Origin of the sequence: Actinocorallia sp. A-T 12471 (genome assembly GCF_033875155.1) — a bacterium.
In the GTDB taxonomy this organism is placed as follows: Bacteria; Actinomycetota; Actinomycetes; order Streptosporangiales; family Streptosporangiaceae; genus Actinocorallia.
The window spans coordinates 341658-357049 of record NZ_JAWZTE010000002.1; the positions used below are offsets into that span (position 1 = coordinate 341658).

Annotated in this window: 15 protein-coding genes; 11 read left to right on the forward strand and 4 right to left on the reverse strand. The window is 72.4% G+C overall.

From position 1 onward, the window contains the following. Positions 1–39 precede the first annotated feature (39 nt). Both R9X44_RS06580 and R9X44_RS06585 read left to right on the forward strand, forming a co-directional pair. A complete protein-coding gene (locus tag R9X44_RS06580; RefSeq protein ID WP_319813078.1) occupies positions 40–1017 on the forward strand; it encodes a DUF6528 family protein in 978 nt (325 codons plus the stop codon). A 45-nt stretch (positions 1018–1062) separates the two neighbouring features. Then, on the forward strand, positions 1063–2226 hold the full coding sequence (locus R9X44_RS06585; RefSeq protein ID WP_319813079.1) for a hypothetical protein: 1164 nt from the start codon (positions 1063–1065) through the stop codon (positions 2224–2226). Between the two features lie 63 nt (positions 2227–2289). Here the strand turns inward: R9X44_RS06585 and R9X44_RS06590 are convergent, their stop codons facing one another. Further along, the gene (locus tag R9X44_RS06590) at positions 2290–2688 is read right to left on the reverse strand and encodes a hypothetical protein (protein ID WP_319813080.1); all 399 of its coding nucleotides are present in this window, start codon (positions 2686–2688) and stop codon (positions 2290–2292) included. An 84-nt stretch (positions 2689–2772) separates the two neighbouring features. Between R9X44_RS06590 and R9X44_RS06595 the strand changes: the two genes are divergently transcribed. From R9X44_RS06595 to R9X44_RS06605, 3 genes are all read left to right on the forward strand, one after another. After that, the gene (locus R9X44_RS06595; protein ID WP_319813081.1) at positions 2773–3102 is read left to right on the forward strand and encodes a PadR family transcriptional regulator; all 330 of its coding nucleotides are present in this window, start codon (positions 2773–2775) and stop codon (positions 3100–3102) included. Then, a complete protein-coding gene (locus R9X44_RS06600; protein ID WP_319813082.1) occupies positions 3099–3737 on the forward strand; it encodes a permease prefix domain 1-containing protein in 639 nt (212 codons plus the stop codon). The genes R9X44_RS06595 and R9X44_RS06600 overlap by 4 nt, the downstream gene beginning before the upstream one ends. Positions 3738–4149: 412 nt before the next feature. Beyond that, positions 4150–4800: a DUF3105 domain-containing protein gene (locus R9X44_RS06605; RefSeq protein WP_319813083.1), complete on the forward strand. Its 651-nt coding sequence runs from the start codon at positions 4150–4152 to the stop codon at positions 4798–4800. A 4-nt stretch (positions 4801–4804) separates the two neighbouring features. Here R9X44_RS06605 and R9X44_RS06610 read toward each other — a convergent pair whose 3' ends face one another. Both R9X44_RS06610 and R9X44_RS06615 read right to left on the reverse strand, forming a co-directional pair. Continuing rightward, on the reverse strand, positions 4805–5728 hold the full coding sequence (locus R9X44_RS06610) for a M56 family metallopeptidase (RefSeq protein ID WP_319813084.1): 924 nt from the start codon (positions 5726–5728) through the stop codon (positions 4805–4807). A 2-nt stretch (positions 5729–5730) separates the two neighbouring features. After that, positions 5731–6093: a BlaI/MecI/CopY family transcriptional regulator gene (locus R9X44_RS06615; protein WP_319813085.1), complete on the reverse strand. Its 363-nt coding sequence runs from the start codon at positions 6091–6093 to the stop codon at positions 5731–5733. Between the two features lie 162 nt (positions 6094–6255). On the opposite strand from R9X44_RS06615, the gene R9X44_RS06620 reads away from it, so the two are divergent. Further along, the gene (locus R9X44_RS06620; RefSeq protein WP_319813086.1) at positions 6256–6882 is read left to right on the forward strand and encodes a DUF305 domain-containing protein; all 627 of its coding nucleotides are present in this window, start codon (positions 6256–6258) and stop codon (positions 6880–6882) included. A gap of 11 nt (positions 6883–6893) precedes the next feature. On the opposite strand, the gene R9X44_RS06625 is transcribed toward R9X44_RS06620, so the two are convergent. Continuing rightward, positions 6894–8024, reverse strand: coding sequence for a DUF3089 domain-containing protein (locus tag R9X44_RS06625; protein WP_319813087.1), 1131 nt, complete (start codon positions 8022–8024; stop codon positions 6894–6896). Between the two features lie 227 nt (positions 8025–8251). Here R9X44_RS06625 and R9X44_RS06630 point away from each other — a divergent pair, with 227 nt between their 5' ends. From R9X44_RS06630 to R9X44_RS06650, 5 genes are read left to right on the forward strand one after another with little or no spacing between them, the layout of a single operon-like run. Beyond that, positions 8252–9871: an ABC transporter substrate-binding protein gene (locus tag R9X44_RS06630; protein ID WP_319813088.1), complete on the forward strand. Its 1620-nt coding sequence runs from the start codon at positions 8252–8254 to the stop codon at positions 9869–9871. After that, positions 9868–11784, forward strand: coding sequence for a S9 family peptidase (locus tag R9X44_RS06635; protein ID WP_319813089.1), 1917 nt, complete (start codon positions 9868–9870; stop codon positions 11782–11784). The genes R9X44_RS06630 and R9X44_RS06635 overlap by 4 nt, the downstream gene beginning before the upstream one ends. Before the next feature lie 52 nt (positions 11785–11836). Continuing rightward, entirely contained in the window at positions 11837–12784 is a 948-nt protein-coding gene (locus R9X44_RS06640) for an ABC transporter permease (protein ID WP_319813090.1), read from the forward strand. Further along, positions 12781–13626 carry an ABC transporter permease gene (locus R9X44_RS06645; protein WP_319813091.1) on the forward strand — a complete coding sequence of 282 codons (846 nt, stop codon included), beginning with the start codon at positions 12781–12783 and terminating at the stop codon, positions 13624–13626. The genes R9X44_RS06640 and R9X44_RS06645 overlap by 4 nt, the downstream gene beginning before the upstream one ends. Continuing rightward, the gene (locus R9X44_RS06650) at positions 13623–15392 is read left to right on the forward strand and encodes an ABC transporter ATP-binding protein (protein WP_319813092.1); all 1770 of its coding nucleotides are present in this window, start codon (positions 13623–13625) and stop codon (positions 15390–15392) included. Before R9X44_RS06645 ends, R9X44_RS06650 begins: the two co-directional genes overlap by 4 nt.

Sequence of the window (15392 nt, forward strand, 5' to 3'; positions counted from 1 at the left end):
ACTTGCCGGGGTGGCGCGGAATCCGTAAATTCCCGGCCCATGCGTCCACGTTTCCGGCTGCTCCGCCGGTTTTCGGCTTTTTTCGCGACGGTGGCGGCGGCCACAGTTCTGGCGTCGGTTCAGGTTCATCCGGCTCACGCGGCCGGTGAGAAGTACATGCTCGTCAACCAGAGTGACAATGAGCTGCAGCTGGGGAACCGGACGGCCGGCTGGAGTTCCGCGAACTGGAACAGAACCTTCAATGGGGTGTGGGGAAAACTCACCGAGGCCAAGTTCCGTTACTACCGGGAAAAGAAGACTGAGGCGGGCAAAGTGACCGCGGTGGCCGGTGACGGCGGCCATGTCGGCCTGGTCAAGCCCAACAAGACGATCTTCTGGGACTACGAGATCGGCGGTTCGCCGCACTCCGTCGAGGTGCTGCCCGGCGGGATGATCGCGGTCGCGGACTCGGCGGGCGCAGGCTCGGTGAAACTGATCGGCGCGGGGTCGGACAAGCCCAAGAAGACGGTCAGCCAGACCATCCCCCTGGCCAAGGCGCACGGGGTCGTCTGGGACCCCACGGGAAAGCTCCTGTGGGCGATCGGCGACACCATGATCCGCGCCTACAAGCTGAATAACAGCAAGGCCAATCCCAAGGTCGACAAAATCGTGAAAACCGTAAAGCTGCCCAACGCCGCGTCCTCCGGGCACGATCTCTTCCAGAGCCGCGCCACCGGGCAGGGCAACCTCCTGCTGTGGACAGAATGGCGGGTCGGCACCGTGAAGAAGGTCTACGGGGCCAACGAGAACCCGCTCAAGGTCTTCGGCGGTGGAAACTGGCCGAACATCAACCGGGTCAAGAGCTTCAGCAACTGGACCGACGGCAGATACGTGGTCTGCCAGGGGCTCAAAGGCGTGGAGTACTGCAACAAGGACCGGGCGAAGGTCCTCAACGCCGACGGCACCAAAGCCTACGAACTCGGCCAGGACGGCAAGCGGTATTACAAGGTGCGTCCTTTCTTTTGGGTGGGGTGGTAGGTGATGATCGGACCTTGGTCGGTGCGCGGTGTGGGAGGCGAAGGCATGGGTGTGTTCAGGGTGGTGGGGGCCGCGGTCTCGGCAGGGGCGGTTCTGGTCGGCGTGCCCTCGGCGGCGGTCGGCACGCAGAAGGACGCGGAGTGGCGTCTGGTGAAGACCGTGGAGGCCAGGTACGGAAAGGGGTTCTCCGGCTTCGACCAGGTCGTGGCGCTGGGCCCGTCGAACGCCTTCGCGTTCGGGCAGGGCAACGGCGCGGAGTTCTCCACGAAACCGACAAGTGACCTGCTCGCCTACCGGTACGACGGGAAGACCTGGCGGCACACGAAGCTGCCGCCGAAGATCGGCAACGGGTTCGGGCCCGTCGCCGCCGTGAACCGGACCTCGGTGTTCGCGGTCGCGACCTTCCAGCGCCCGGAGGCCCCCACTCCCCCGCGCGCGGGCCACTACTCGTCCACGCTCGTGCGGTGGAACGGGACCAAGTGGTCGGTGGTGCGCAAGTGGCAGGGGTACTCCATCCGGTCGATGGCGGTGCTCGGGAGCAAGAACGTCTGGGTCTTCGGCTCACGGGTCGTCAAGGGGCGCTTCAAGCCGGTGGCCCTGCACTACGACGGGCGAAGCTGGAAGGAGCGCACGACGCCGTATGTCGTCGCCGCCGTCACGAAGGGGCCCAAGGGGAGGCTGTTCGCCACCGGGTACAAGCCCCACAGGTTCTTCCCAGAGGGCGACGGCACCCCGCGGGCGCTGCGGTTCGACGGGAAACGCTGGCGCACCCTGTCCGACCCCGTCTGCAAGGGCGCGACGCTCCTCGCCGCGCATCGGGGCAGGCCCGTCGGGACGTGTCTGAAGGAGAATGCGAAGGACGTGTCCGTCGGCACGTTCGTGTCCTGGAACGGGTCGTCGTGGAAGGCCGAGCGGCCCAGCGCGGCGCACGGCTGGGACCTTGGGGAGCCCGTCTCGGCGGGGGCCGGCGGGCTGTGGTTCGTCGGCGTCGCCGACAGCGGGTCCCGTGCGCTGTTCCACCGGTCTTCCTCGGGGAAGTGGACGCGCACCGTGATCGCGCCTGAGCCGTTGGGCGGTTCGTACACGAATCCGCTCGGTCGTCGGCACCTCGCCGTCCTGCCCGGGCTCGGCGCGCTCGTCCGGGTCGGCGGGGTCGACGACGCCGACGGGAATCCGGTCGGTGCGATCGCGCGTCTCGACGGGCTCTGAGGCGCGGCGGGGACGTCAAGGGGCCTGCCGTGTCGGTGGGCCCCTTCTGTGTTGGGGGGTTGGTCAGGTTCCTGGGCGGGTGACCATGAGGATGGCTACGGCGGCCCAGAGGAGGTTGAAGAGGCCGGTGGTCATGGAGAGGTGGGGGGTGGTGGGGGTGGTCAGGAGGCGGCGTTGGGTGGGGAGGATGGAAAAGGTGAGGAGGGCGGCGGCCGCGGCGGTGAGGGCTATGGAGGTGAGGAGCCAGGGGGCGGTGAGGGAGTTGAGGGTGAGGGCTGTGGCGAAGCCGAAGAGGGGGATCGCGAGGGCGACGTAGGAGTAGGTGCGGCAGATGCGGTGGAGGAGGGCTGTGGTGGGGGCGGCCTCGCGGGCGGCTCGGGGGAAGAGGGAGGAGGCGACCGAGACTGGGCCGATCGCCAGGAGAGCGGCCAGGACGTGGGCGGTCAGGAAGAAGGTGGACATCGCGGGTCCTATAGGTAGATGGGCAATGGGTTGGCTGCCAACCTGTTTACCAGAGGGAGCCGGGGTTGGGTAGGCTGGCTACCTATGAAGGCGGATTCGGTGCGGGGGCATCTTGACGCGCTGCTGCTCGCGGCCCTGGAGACGGGGCCCGCGCACGGGTACGCGATCATCACGGCGGTCGAGGAGCGCAGCGCGGGGGCGCTCGAGCTGCGCAAGGGGACGGTGTATCCGGCGCTGATCAGGCTTGAGCGGGTGGGGTTGCTGCGCAGCGCCTGGGAGGCGTCCGGGGAGCGGAGAAGGCGGCGGTACGAGCTGACCGAGGCCGGGCGGCGGGCGCTCGCGGGCGAGCGGGCGTCCTGGCTTGAGTTCACGACGGCGATCGACGCGGTGCTCAACCCGCGCACCGCGTCATGACGCCCGCCGCACCGGCCGACGCGGACGCCGTCGAGGGCTATCTCGCGGAGTTGGCGGCCGCGTTGCACGGGCCGCGGAAGGCGCGGGCGCGGCTGATCGAGGAGATGCGCGGCGACCTCGGCGAACTGGTGGACGCGCTGGTCGACGGCGGGATGCGGGTCGAGCGGGCGCGGGAGGAGGCGGTCCGTGAGTTCGGCGACGTGGCAGCCGTCGCGGCCGCGTGCCAGGAGGAGTTGACGGTCGCGCAGGCAAGGCACACGGCCTCGGCGGTCGTGGTGGCGGTGCCGGTGCTGCTCGCGGGGTGGTCGGCGCTGCGGCCGGACGAAGCGGGGCAACCCGCGCAGATCTTCGCGTTCGGCGCTGCCGCGACGGCGGTCTGCGCGGCGCTGCTCGCGGTGGTGGTGCTGGTCGCGACGGGTTCGCGCGCACTGCCTGCCGCGCGCCCGCTGCCCAGGCTCATGGCGTGGGCCGGGACGGCGGCGGCCGCGTCGATCGTCTTCGGCACCGTCGCCCTCGGCCTCACCGCCCAGGGCCCGACGCTCGCGCTCGTCGCCGTGGCGGCGGCTCTGGGCCACGGCAAGGTCGCCGCCTCGGCCCGCCGCTGCCGCGACTGCGCAAGCCTCGCGACGGCCTGAGCGACCCCCTCAGCCCCCGCAACGACCCGGCGAAAGCGCTCGACCCGACGGCCGCAGGCAAGGCCCCCGACCCGGGAGCGCGAAGCCGACGCCCACGCACGCACAGGGCCGCCGCCCACGGACGATCTTCGCGACCGTCCGAACCCGACGTGCCCGTCCGGCGGGGCGAAAGCGAAGCCGATCCCGCGTTGCCCGTCCCGTCGCCGACCCGCCGACCGCCGACCGTGTGAGGGCGGGCGTTGCGGGTTGGGGTGGGGGCGTGCTAGACGCATGGGGTCAAAGGTGGTGAACCGGGCGGGCGGATCGTGGGAAGTCCGGCGGTTCGATCACCCGGTCGGCTGGCCTATATTTTTCTACGTTCCGTAGAAGTATGCGCCGGTCCCCCTAGCGCGGCGTCCCCCGGAGGAGTCCCATGTCCCCCAGTCAGAAGTCGGCGCGCGAGGCCCGGCAGCGGGTCGCCGAGATGCGCGCGAAGGAGAAGCGGCGTGAGCGGCGCAACAAGGTCCTCGGCGTCTCCGCCGCGGGCGTCGTCGCCGCCGCGCTCGTCGCGGGCGCGGTGTGGATGGTGACGCAGCAGGAGTCCGCGCCGCCGGTCAAGTCGGCTCCGGTGACCTCGAAGGTCCGCGACGACGGCGTCACGATCTACGAGGGCCTCACCGCGAACCACGTCACCAAGGACGTGGCGTACGGGCAGACCCCGCCCGTCGGCGGCGACCACAACGCCGTGTGGCAGAACTGCGGCATCTACGGCGACCCGCTGAAGGACGTGAACGCGGTCCACTCGCTGGAGCACGGCGCGGTGTGGATCACCTACGGCAAGGGCCTCGCCGAGGCGCAGGTGACCGCGCTGCGCGACCTGGTCCGCGGCAAGCCGTACGTGCTGCTCAGCCCGCACGACGGCGTCGCCGACGGGATCTTCGCGAGCGCGTGGGGCGCGCAGCTCAAGGTGACCGACCCGGCCGACGCGAAGCTGACCGCGTTCATCACCGAGTTCGCCCAGTCGCCCAACGCGCCCGAGCCCGGCGCGCCGTGCACGAGCGGCACCGGCCAGCCGCAGGACTGAGCGCTCACAGCAGGCACAGGCCGAGCACCGAGGGCGTCGCCGCCCACAGCGCCGCAGAGACCGCGTACACCGAGGCCCGCTGCCACACCGGCATCGGGCGCTCGGGCGCGGTGAGGCGGCGCACCCGCGCGACGACCGAGCGCTCGGCCGCGCCCAGCGCGCTGGCGGGCACCGAGCCCACCCGTCCGGCCGCGAGCCGTACCAGCGCCGAGGCGACGGCCCTGCCGCCGTGCCGGGCGCGGGCGTGGTCGTCGGCGAGCATCTCCACGAGCCGTGACGCGCTGTCGCGGGCCGTCCGGAACGCCGCGAGGCGCGGGAGGGCCGTGGCGAGCGCGTCGAAGGGCAGGAGCAGCAGGTGGTGCCTGCCGCGCGCGTGGGCGCGCTCGTGGTCGAGGACGGCGGCGAGCTCGGCGGGCTCCAGCAGCGCGACGAGCCCCGACGTGACGACCACGCGCGGCCGGAAGCCGGGCAGGCAGTAGGCGGCGGGCACGTCGTGGTCGAGCACGACCGCGCCGTCCCGCCGCGCGACGCCGACGAGGTCGAGCCTGAGCCGGTGCCTGCGCCGCACCCCGGCCTGCCTGGCGAACGCGTGCCCGAACAGCGTGATGATCCCTCCGGCGACGACCACCGCCCACACCAGCGCGACGATCTCGGCCGCGCCCATGCCGCGCAAGGGGTGGCCCTGGAGGGTCTGCGCGGTGAACACCCGCAGGCTGCAGTGCAAGGTCGCCGACAGTGGCGCGACGGCGACCGCGGTCAGCCCGCCGACGAGGCTGAGCGCCGCCGCGCCCGTCACGGCCTGCCAGAGGGCCAGGGCCGCGCGCGGGGCGCGCTCGCTCCACGGGGCGCGGGCCAGCCGCGCGGGCAGCGGCCCGAGCAGGAGGGCGCTGAGCGCGAGCAGCCCCGCGGCGACGAGGACGCCGGCCACGGCTAGGCCACGTCCGGGTCGGGGGCGGACTCGAGGATGCGGCGGAGCGCGGCGACGTCGTCGGGCGAGACCGCGCCGAGGAAGTGGGTGAGGGCCGACTCGCGGTCGTCGGCGGTGGCCAGCGCCTCGTTCATGGTCTCGGCGACGTGGGCCTCCTTGCTGTGCAGCGCGTAGTAGCGGTGCGCGCGGCCCTCCCGCTCGCGGGTGACCAGGCCCTTGCGGACGAGGCGGTCGAGGATGGTGAGGACGGTGGTGACGGCGGGCTGCGACGGCAGCGCCTCGGTGAGGTCCCTGGCCAGGACGCCGCCGCCGGGGCGGGCCCACAGCTCGTTCATCACCGCTCGTTCCAGGTCTCCCAGACGCACTTCCGCCCCCCTTGTCCGCCGTCCGCCCGCCAGGGTAGCGCGGGCTCCGCGCGGGCCCTCCCCGGCCGACGCCGCCCCGGGTCCGGGGAGGCTCGGAGGTCTTCTATTGTCGGGAGGACTCCGCGCCAGGCGCGCCCACCCGCTCGGAAGGAAGACAGCCCGATGACCTTGCCGCGGCCCGCCGCCCGGATCTCGCGCCTCATGCTCGGCCTCGTGCTGCTCGTCGCGGCCGGGCTCGTCGGCGCGTTCCTCGCCGCGCCGGACCGGCCGGTGGAGGGCTCGCCGGAGGCGGGGTTCAGCCGCGACATGGCCGTGCACCACACCCAGGCCGTGGAGATGGCGCTGATCATCCGCGACAACACCGACGACGCCGAGTTGCGCACGATCGCGCTGGACATGCTGCTCACCCAGCAGAACCAGATCGGCAGGATGCAGGACTGGCTGATCCAGTGGGGCCTTCCGCTGACGGGCGCGCGCCGCCCGATGGAGTGGATGGGCGGCCACCACGGGGGCGGCGGGACGGCCGATTACACGAAGATGCCGGGGATGGCGTCGCAGCAGGACCTGGCGAGGCTGCGCGAGGCGCGCGGCCGTGACGCCGAGGTGCTGTTCCTCACGCTGATGATCGCCCACCACCAGGGCGGGGTGGACATGGCCGAGGCCGTCCTCCCGCTCACCGACGACGCGCACGTCAGGTCGCTCGCGCGCAGCATCGTGCGGAGCCAGAGCGCGGAGATCACCGTGCTCAAGCAGTTGCTTGAGGATCGCGGCGGGTCTCCCGCCTCGTAACGCCGGCTTGTTCAGGCCCCGTAGGCGGCGGTCTGCCTTGCCACGATCCGGAGCAGGTCGCCCAGCGCGATGTTCACGTCGAGCAGGTGGGTTCCCCAGGTCGGCAGAGGGGCGGGGTGCAGGGCGCGGGCTCCGGCGAGCCCGGTGATGCGCAGGACGTGCGCGCCGTTCTCCCGGGCGCATTCGACGACGTACCTGTCGGACGGGATCAGCCACGGCGTGGCCGCCGTAGGAGGCGGTCCCAGGTAGGTGAGGAAGGCGGCGACCCCGAGGAGGCCCGGTACGGGGTCGGTGCGCAGGATCGTCTTGGCGATCTCCGGGCTGTTGTGGCGCAGTGAGGCGGGGTTGGTGCAGGCGGCCTCGTAGTCCGGGCCGTAGGGGAAGCCGCTGCCGTTGTCGGTGGCGGGGACCCGTCCGAAGAGGGAGTCCTTGCCCGGCGTCTTGCTGAAGGACGCGAACGACAGGACGCAGCCGGTCTGGTCCTCGGCCCTGCACAGCGGCACGTTCTTGAAGTCGCCGTCACGGTCGGAGCCCTTGCGGACGGCGACGGTGCCGCCAAGGAGGAGCCCGGAGACGAGCCGTGCCCTGACCGACGGGTTCTGGTCGATCTCCTCGCGGATCAGCCGCCGCAGGACCCCGGTGCCCTGGGAGTGCCCGATGAGGACGACCCCGCGCCCTTCCGGCGTCCTGGCGAGGTACTCCTTCCACGCCCGCAGGACGTCCCCGTAGGCGATCCGCGCGGTCTCGGCCTGGAGTTCGGGCCCGTAGAGGCTGCTGACGGCCAGGGCGGTGAGGGTGCGCTGGCGGTAGATCGGGGCCCAGACCTCGCAGACGTCGGAGAAGCGCGCTGCCTGGTGCCTGGCTATCGAGACGACGGGCGGGGTCGCCTTGAGGCTCGCGTTCGGGGTCAGGTCCTGGGAGACCGTCGGGTACACATAGAAGCAGTCCACAGGGCGGCTCTCGGGGGCCGTCGTGGTCTTGCCGGTGCGTTCGTCGGTCGTGGGCAGGCCGCCCTGGCAGGGGTCGGCGGCGAGGCCGGGGGCGCACAGCCAGACCGTCGCGGGTTCTCGGGCCGCTACGGGCCCGCTGAGGAGAGCGCCGAGAAGTCCGGCCAAGGCCGCCGCCGTGAGGAACCGCCGCATCTTCCGCCTCCACCACAGGTGTCCCGCGTCACAGATCACCTTCGGCCGACGGGACGCGAGCGCCTAGCGGCCAGGGTTACAGGCCACCGGGACGGGTTTTGCGCCGGCGCACTAGACGAGGTCCTTCTTGACTGAATCGGTGGGGATTAATACTCTCTCTACCCATTCGGGTAGATATGGTAGACGCCGCTGGTGAACGCCATAGCGAGCAGAGGGATAGGTGGCGTATGGGCGCATTCGAGCGGGTGTCGCGGAGGTCGTTCCTGCGGGCGGTCGCGGTGGCCGGAGGCGTGGCGACCCTGCCCGGGCTCCTCACGGCGTGCGGCTCCCCGGACGCCCCCGAGGCGGCCAAGAACGGCGGTTCCCTCGACGAGCTGCGGGTGGCCCTGCCCTCCTCGCTGAGCTCGCTGGACGCCAGCAAGGAGGCCGGGATCATGAACTACGTGGTCGCGCTCCTGTGCCAGGAGGCCCTCGTAGGGGTCGGACCCGACGGGGAACTCGTCCCTGCGCTCGCCGAGTCCTGGAAGAGCGACGACGCCAAGACGTTCGTCTACCAGCTCCGCAAGGACGTCAAGTTCTCCGACGGCACCCCCGTCACCGCCGCCGACATCGTCGCGAGCCTGGAGTACAACACCAAGAAGGGCTCCACCTCGGCTTTCGCCTACGCGTACGGCGGCGTCAAGTCCGTCAAGGCGACCGGCGAGCACGAGGTCACCATCGCGCTGGACCAGATCGACAGCTCCTTCGCCTGGACGGTCTCGCCCGGCACCCTGCTGGTCACCAGCGAGAAGTTCCTCGCCAACGGCGACAAGATCGGCACCCCGGACGTCAAGATCCTCGGCACCGGCCCCTACAAGGTCACCGAGTTCGCGCCCGACTCGCACGTCACGCTGGAGCGCAACGACGCGTGGTGGGGCGGGAAGGCCGCGATCGCCAAGATCCGCTTCGAGTTCATCGCCGAGGACTCCACCCGGCTGCTCGCGATGCGCCAGGGCGAGGTCGACGTGGCCCTCAACGTGCCGCTCGAGCAGCTGTCCCAGTGGGAGGCGCTCGACGGCGTCGAGGTGAAGACCACCACCGACCGCTCCCTCGTCACGCTGGCGTTCAACACCGCGGTGAAGCCGTTCGACGACCCGCACGTCCGCAAGGCGATCGCGCACTCGATCGACCGCAAGGGCGTCGTGGACAGCATCCTGGGCGGCCACGCCGAGGTCGCCACGACGCTGCCGTCGTCCTCGCAGTGGGCGGGCCTGCCCGCCGCCGAGGTCGCCGCGATGTACGCCGAGATCCCGCAGGCCGACTTCGACCTCGCCAAGGCCAAGGCCGAACTGGCCGCCTCCTCGGTGCCCAAGGGCTTCAAGGCGACGCTCACCTACCCCAACAGCGGCTCCCAGCTCGGCAAGGCCGCGCTGACCCTCGCGGAGAACCTGAAGGGCCTCGGGATCGACCTGACCGTCAAGGAGATCACCCTCGAGGCGTGGATCGCCGAGCTGACCGAGCGCAAGGCGGGCCTGATCTACGGCTGGTACTTCGCGACCACCGGCGACCCGGCCGAGTTCACCCAGCAGCTGCTCAACGGCGCGAACGCCGCGCCCGGCGGCACGAACATCGCCTCGTACGCGAACGCGAAGGTGACGTCCCTGCTCGACCAGGCCAAGGCGACCACCGAGGACAAGGCGCGCACCGACCTCATCGGGCAGGCGCTGAAGCTGGCCGCCGAGGACCTGCCCTACCAGCCGCTGTGGTGGGGCCAGTCGGCGACGGCGTTCGGCCCGAAGGTCACCGCCAAGGGCTACGGCCCGTACTTCTTCATCTCGCCCTGGGCGGCGGAGGTCGCGCCGAAGTGACCGCCGACCCCCGCGCCGCCCACGCGGCCCTGACCGCCGCGCGCGTGCCGTCGGACGTCACCGCCGACGGAGGGCTGATCGCGTTCACCGTGCCGTCAGGCGAGCGGATGGCGCTGCACGTCATGCCGGTCGACGGCGAGGCGCGGCAGCTGCCGGGCACCGACCACGTGATGCCGCGCTGGATTCCCGGCACCGGCAGGCTCGTGGCGGTGACCGCCGACCTCGGCTGGATCGAGGAGATCGACGCCGCGACCGGCGCGATCGCCTGGTCGCAGCCGGTGGACGGCGCGGTGGAGGACGTGGTCGCGGCGGCCGGGGGCGCGCTGCTCGTCCGGGTCGCCGACCCGGGCAGCGACCGCGACGGCATGCACCTCGGCCTGCGCGTCCCCTCTCCGGAGGGACCCTTCGTCGACGCGCCGGGCACCCGCCTGCGCCGCCTGTACCTGGCCCAGGCGGGCCGCGACGGGCTGACCCCGCTCGACCTCGGCGGCCTGACGGTCTGGGAGGCCGACTGGGACGGCGGCCCGACCGTCCTCGCGGTCGTCTCGGCGGACCCGTCGCCGAGCGGGTACTACGCGCCGAGGCTCGTCACCGTGGACGTCGCCAAGGGCGAGGTGCGCACGCTGCTGACGACGCCATGGCAGCTCGCCAGGCCCCGGCTTTCGCCCGACGGGTCGTGCGCGGTCGTGGTCGAGGGCCTGTCGATCGTGTCGGGCCGTGTCCTGCGCGTCGACCTCGCCTCGGGCGGCGCGACATGCTGGGACTCCCTTGACGACGTCACCGACCTCGGCTGGCTCGACGCCGGGCGGCTCTGGTTCGCCGGCTGGGCGGGCACCGGCGTCCAGGGCGGGGTCGTGGGTACCGACGGCGCTCCCGAGGCGCGGTGGACCGTCTCAGCGGCGCTGGGCGGCCGCGACGGCCAGCCGTCCCTCGTCCCGTGCGGCAGCGACCTCGTCGCGACGGTCCTGGACGCCCCCGACAGCCCGCCCGAGGTCGCGGTCGGCTCGCTCAGCCGGGGCGACCTCACGCCGCGCACCGCCTTCAACGCCGACCTCGCCGGGCTGGCCGACGGCGTCGTGCGCGAGGTGCGCACATGGGAGGCCGACGACGGCAGGACGATCGAGGGGATCGTGCTGCGCCCAGAAGGGCAAGGCCCGTTCCCGCTCGTCGTCCTCGCGCACGGCGGCCCGACCTGGCTGTGGGCGCGGTCGTTCGCGCCCGGCGAGTCGAACCTGATGGCGCTGCCGCTGGTCCTGGCCGGGGCGGCGGTGCTGCTGCCGAACCCGCGCGGCAGCAGCGGCAGGGGCCAGGAGCACGCGCGCGCGGTGATCGGCGACTTCGGCGGGGCCGACCTGTCCGACGTGCTCGCCGGGGCCGACCTGCTGATCTGCGAGGGCATAGCCGATCCCGACAGGCAGGCGATAGCCGGGCTGAGCTACGGCGGTTACCTGACGGCGCGGGCGATCACCCAGACCGGGCGATTCCGGGCGGCCATCGTCATGTCGGGCGTGCCGGATTGGGTGAGCTTCCGCACGACGAGCGCGATAGGCGGCGGCTACGACGTCGTCTACCACGCGGGCGCGGACCCGGCGACACCCGAGGGTCGGGAGTTCCTCGCCGAGCGCTCGCCCCTGTACGCGGCGGACTCCGTGACGACCCCGACGCTGATCCTGCACGGCGCGGAAGACCGGATCACCACGCTCGGCGAGGCCGAGCGGCTGTACCGGGCCCTGCGCAGCGCAGGCGCGACAGTACAGATGGTGACATATCCTCACGAGGGCCACGAGCTGGTCGACCCCGTCAACTGCGCGGACGCCCGCGACCGGATGCTCGCCTGGCTCACCGACCACGGGGTGCTTCCCGCCTCCGGCCCGGTGATCGCACGCACCGCCACCGCCGGAGAGAGCGCATGACCGCCACCGCCCGCCCGCCGCTCACCGCGGCGTACGCGCCGGGCAGGGCCGCGTGACTGCGGGCTTCCTGGCGCGGCGGGCGCTGGCCACCCTCGCCGTCCTGGCGATCCTCTCGGTCGGCGTGTTCGGCCTGCTCTACCTCGCGCCAGGCTCGGTCGAACGGACCCTGCTGGGCACCCGGCCCGCCTCCCCCGAGGCGCTTGAGGCGATCCGTGCCAGGTACCACCTGAACGAACCCGTCGTCACGCAGTACCTGCGCTGGCTGGGCGGGGTCTTCCAGGGCGACTTCGGCACCTCGATCCGTACCGGGACGCCGGTGACCGAGGCCATCGGGTCGCGTCTCGGCCTCACCCTTCAGCTCACCGTCTACGGCACGGTCCTCGCCGTCCTGATCGGGCTGCCGCTCGGGATCGTCGGCGCGTTCCGCAAGGGCAAGGCGGTCGACAGGGCCGCCGCCGTGACCGCCGTCGCCGGGATGAGCGCGCCGCCCTTCGCGGCGGGGCTCGTGCTGCTGATGGCGTTCGCCGTGTACCTCCAGTGGTTCCCCGTCTACGGCGCGGGCGAAGGCTTCGGCGACAGGCTCCTCCATCTGACGCTGCCCGCCGTCGCGCTCGCGATCGGCGCGGCGGGGATGCTCGTCAGGTTCACCAGGACCGCCCTGGTCCGCGAACTCGACCAGGACTACATCGTCTTCGCCCGCGCGCGCGGGCTGTCGCCGCTACGCGTCGCCGGATACGCGCTGCGCAACTCCCTCATCCCGATCCTGACGGCCGTCGGCCTCATCGTCACCAGCACCCTCGCCGGGACGGTCCTGATCGAGGTGACGTTCGCGCTGCCCGGCCTCGGCTCGCTGCTCGTGGACTCGGTCACGTTCAAGGACATGCCCGTCGTGCAGGCGCTCGCGCTGCTGCTCACGCTGCTGATCTCGCTGGTCAACCTGCTCGTGGACGTCGCCTACACCGTCGCCGATCCGCGCATCCGCTTCGGGGAGGCCCGATGAGCCCGTCAGTGCGGCGGACGCCGCTGCGGCGACGGCTGCCCGCCCCGGCCGTCGCGGTCGCGCTGCTCGTCCTCGCGGTCGCGGCGGTCAGCGCGCTGTTCGGCGGGCTGCTCGTGCCCGACGCGACCGCGCAGAGCCTCATGACCGGGATCACCTTCCCCGGCCCCGGCCACCCCCTCGGCACCGACGAGCTGGGCCGCGACGTGCTCAAACTGCTCGTCGCCGGGGCGAACACCGCGGTGCTCGGGGCGCTCGCGGTGAGCGCCGGGTCCATGATCCTCGGCAACCTGATCGGCCTTCCCGCCGGATACCTCGGCGGCCGTACCGACGCCCTCGCCATGCGGTGGGCCGACCTCGTGCTGTCCCTGCCCGCGCTGCTCGTCGCGATCGTGGTCGCGGGGGTCATGGGCGGCGGCTTCTGGCTCGCCGTCCTTGTCCTGGTCGTCCTGTTCGCGCCCACTGACGCGCGTGTGGTGCGCGGGGCCGTCCTGGAACAGCGCTCGCGCGCCTACGTGGAGGCCGCGCGGCTGCAGAACCTGTCGTCCTGGCGGATCATGACGCGGCACGTCTGGCCGAACATCCTTCCGGTGGCCCTGGCGAACGCCTTCTTGAACTTCGCGTACGCGCTGGTGTCCTTGGCGTCGCTGTCGTTCCTCGGCCTCGGCGTCGCCGCGGGCTCTCCGGACTGGGGCCGCACCCTGTCGGACAACAAGGCGCAGCTCTTCGCCAACCCGTGGGCGGCCGTCGCCCCCGGGCTGGCGATCATCATCACGGCGGCCGCGGTGACCGTCGTCGGCGACTGGCTCCAGGAGCGGGCGGAACGGCGGAGGCTCGCACGATGACCGACCTGGCGAAGGGACAGCCGCTGATCGAGGTCTCCGGCCTGCGGGTGAGCCGGACGTCCGATGAACGCACACTCCTTTCCGACGTGTCCTTCGCGGTCGAAGCCGGGCGCTCATTGGCGATCGTCGGGGAGTCCGGCTCAGGCAAGTCCCTGACCGTGCGCGCGCTCTTCGGATTGCTGCCTTCCGGGCTTGAGGCGTCCGGGGAGGTGGACCTCGCGGGGGTGCGGGTGTCCGAGCGGCCCAAGGAGCTCAGACGGCTGCGCGGCTCCACCGTCTCCCTCCTCCTCCAGGACCCCTTCACCCTGCTCAACCCGCTGCGGCCCGTGGGCAGGCAGATAGCCGACGGGCTTCCGCGCGCCAAGCGGACCCGGGAGGAGATCACCCGGAGGCTCGCGGAGGTGGGGCTGTCCGCCGACGTCGCGGAACGCCGCCCCTACGAGCTGTCTGGGGGGATGCGTCAGCGCGTCGGACTCGCGTGCGCCCTCGCCGGGGACCCCCGGGTGCTGGTGGCCGACGAACCCACGACGGCGCTCGACGTCACCACCCAGGCCGAGGTTCTTGACCTCATCCGGAGGGTGCAGAAGGAACGCGGCATGGCGTTCGTGCTGATCACGCACGACCTGCGGGTGGCGTTCTCGATGTGCGACGAAGTCCTCGTCCTGTACGCGGGAAGGACCGTCGAGAAGGGCCCGGCAGACGCCGTCCGGGGAAATTCCCGGCATCCGTACACGCGGGCCCTCCTTGCGGCCGAGCCTCCGCTTGACCGCAGGCTCGCGGTGCTGCCCTCGGTGCCCGGATCGGTGCCCGCGCACGACGCCGTCGTCGGGCGGTGCGGGTTCGCCGACCGGTGCGCGCTCGCCGCCGACGCCTGCCGCACCGGAACGCCCGAGCTGCGCCCGGCCGGGCCGGAACGGTGGTCGGCGTGCGTGAAGGCCGACGCGATCGCCGTCACCGCCGCCCCCGAACCCGCCGTCGCGCCCGCGCCCGTCCTCGCCGACCCGGCCGGGCCCGCGCTGCTCGACGTGCGCGGCCTCACCCGGACGTTCCGTGGGGCCAAGCGGCCCGCGCTCGGCGGGATCGACCTGCGGGTCGCGCCCGGCGAGGCGGTCGGGATCGTCGGCGAGTCAGGGTCGGGCAAGACCACGCTCGCGCGCTGCGTCGTCGGGCTGGAACGCCCCGACGGCGGCACGATCACCTTCGACGGGACCTCTTACACCGACCTGCGCGCGCTGGGGAAGGCCGACCGCGCGCGGGTGCTGCGCGGCGTCCAGATGGTCTTCCAGGACCCGTACTCCTCGCTCAACCCGGTCAGGTCGGTCGGCGCGGTCCTCGCCGAGGCGCTGCGCGCGGCAGGCAGGGACGGCGGCAAGGCCGAGGTCGCCGCGCTGCTCGACCTCGTCGGGCTGTCCGCGACCGTCGCGGCGCGGCCTCCGGCGGGCATGTCGGGCGGTGAACGCCAGCGCGTCGCGATCGCCAGGGCGGTCGCGGGCCGTCCGCGCCTGCTCATCTGCGACGAGTCGGTCTCCGCGCTCGACGTCTCGGTCCAGGCCCAGATCCTGACGCTGCTCGCCGACCTGCGCGCCGCGCTGTCGATGTCGCTGCTGTTCATCACGCACGACCTCGCCGTGGTCCGCCAGATCACCGACCGCGTGTACGTCATGTCCGACGGCGTGCTGCGCGAGGAGGGCCCCACCGAGCGCGTCCTGGACTCCCCCGCCGACCCCTACACCCGTCGCCTCCTGGCCAGCCTCCCGCGCCCCTGA

Coding starts and splice junctions, on each gene's coding strand:
- R9X44_RS06580 (WP_319813078.1), top strand. CDS start 40: ATGCGTCCACGTTTCCGGCTGCTCCGCCGGTTTTCGGCTTTTTTCGCG.
- R9X44_RS06585 (WP_319813079.1), top strand. CDS start 1,063: ATGGGTGTGTTCAGGGTGGTGGGGGCCGCGGTCTCGGCAGGGGCGGTT.
- R9X44_RS06590 (WP_319813080.1), bottom strand. CDS start 2,688: ATGTCCACCTTCTTCCTGACCGCCCACGTCCTGGCCGCTCTCCTGGCG.
- R9X44_RS06595 (WP_319813081.1), top strand. CDS start 2,773: ATGAAGGCGGATTCGGTGCGGGGGCATCTTGACGCGCTGCTGCTCGCG.
- R9X44_RS06600 (WP_319813082.1), top strand. CDS start 3,099: ATGACGCCCGCCGCACCGGCCGACGCGGACGCCGTCGAGGGCTATCTC.
- R9X44_RS06605 (WP_319813083.1), top strand. CDS start 4,150: ATGTCCCCCAGTCAGAAGTCGGCGCGCGAGGCCCGGCAGCGGGTCGCC.
- R9X44_RS06620 (WP_319813086.1), top strand. CDS start 6,256: ATGACCTTGCCGCGGCCCGCCGCCCGGATCTCGCGCCTCATGCTCGGC.
- R9X44_RS06625 (WP_319813087.1), bottom strand. CDS start 8,024: ATGCGGCGGTTCCTCACGGCGGCGGCCTTGGCCGGACTTCTCGGCGCT.
- R9X44_RS06630 (WP_319813088.1), top strand. CDS start 8,252: ATGGGCGCATTCGAGCGGGTGTCGCGGAGGTCGTTCCTGCGGGCGGTC.
- R9X44_RS06645 (WP_319813091.1), top strand. CDS start 12,781: ATGAGCCCGTCAGTGCGGCGGACGCCGCTGCGGCGACGGCTGCCCGCC.
- R9X44_RS06650 (WP_319813092.1), top strand. CDS start 13,623: ATGACCGACCTGGCGAAGGGACAGCCGCTGATCGAGGTCTCCGGCCTG.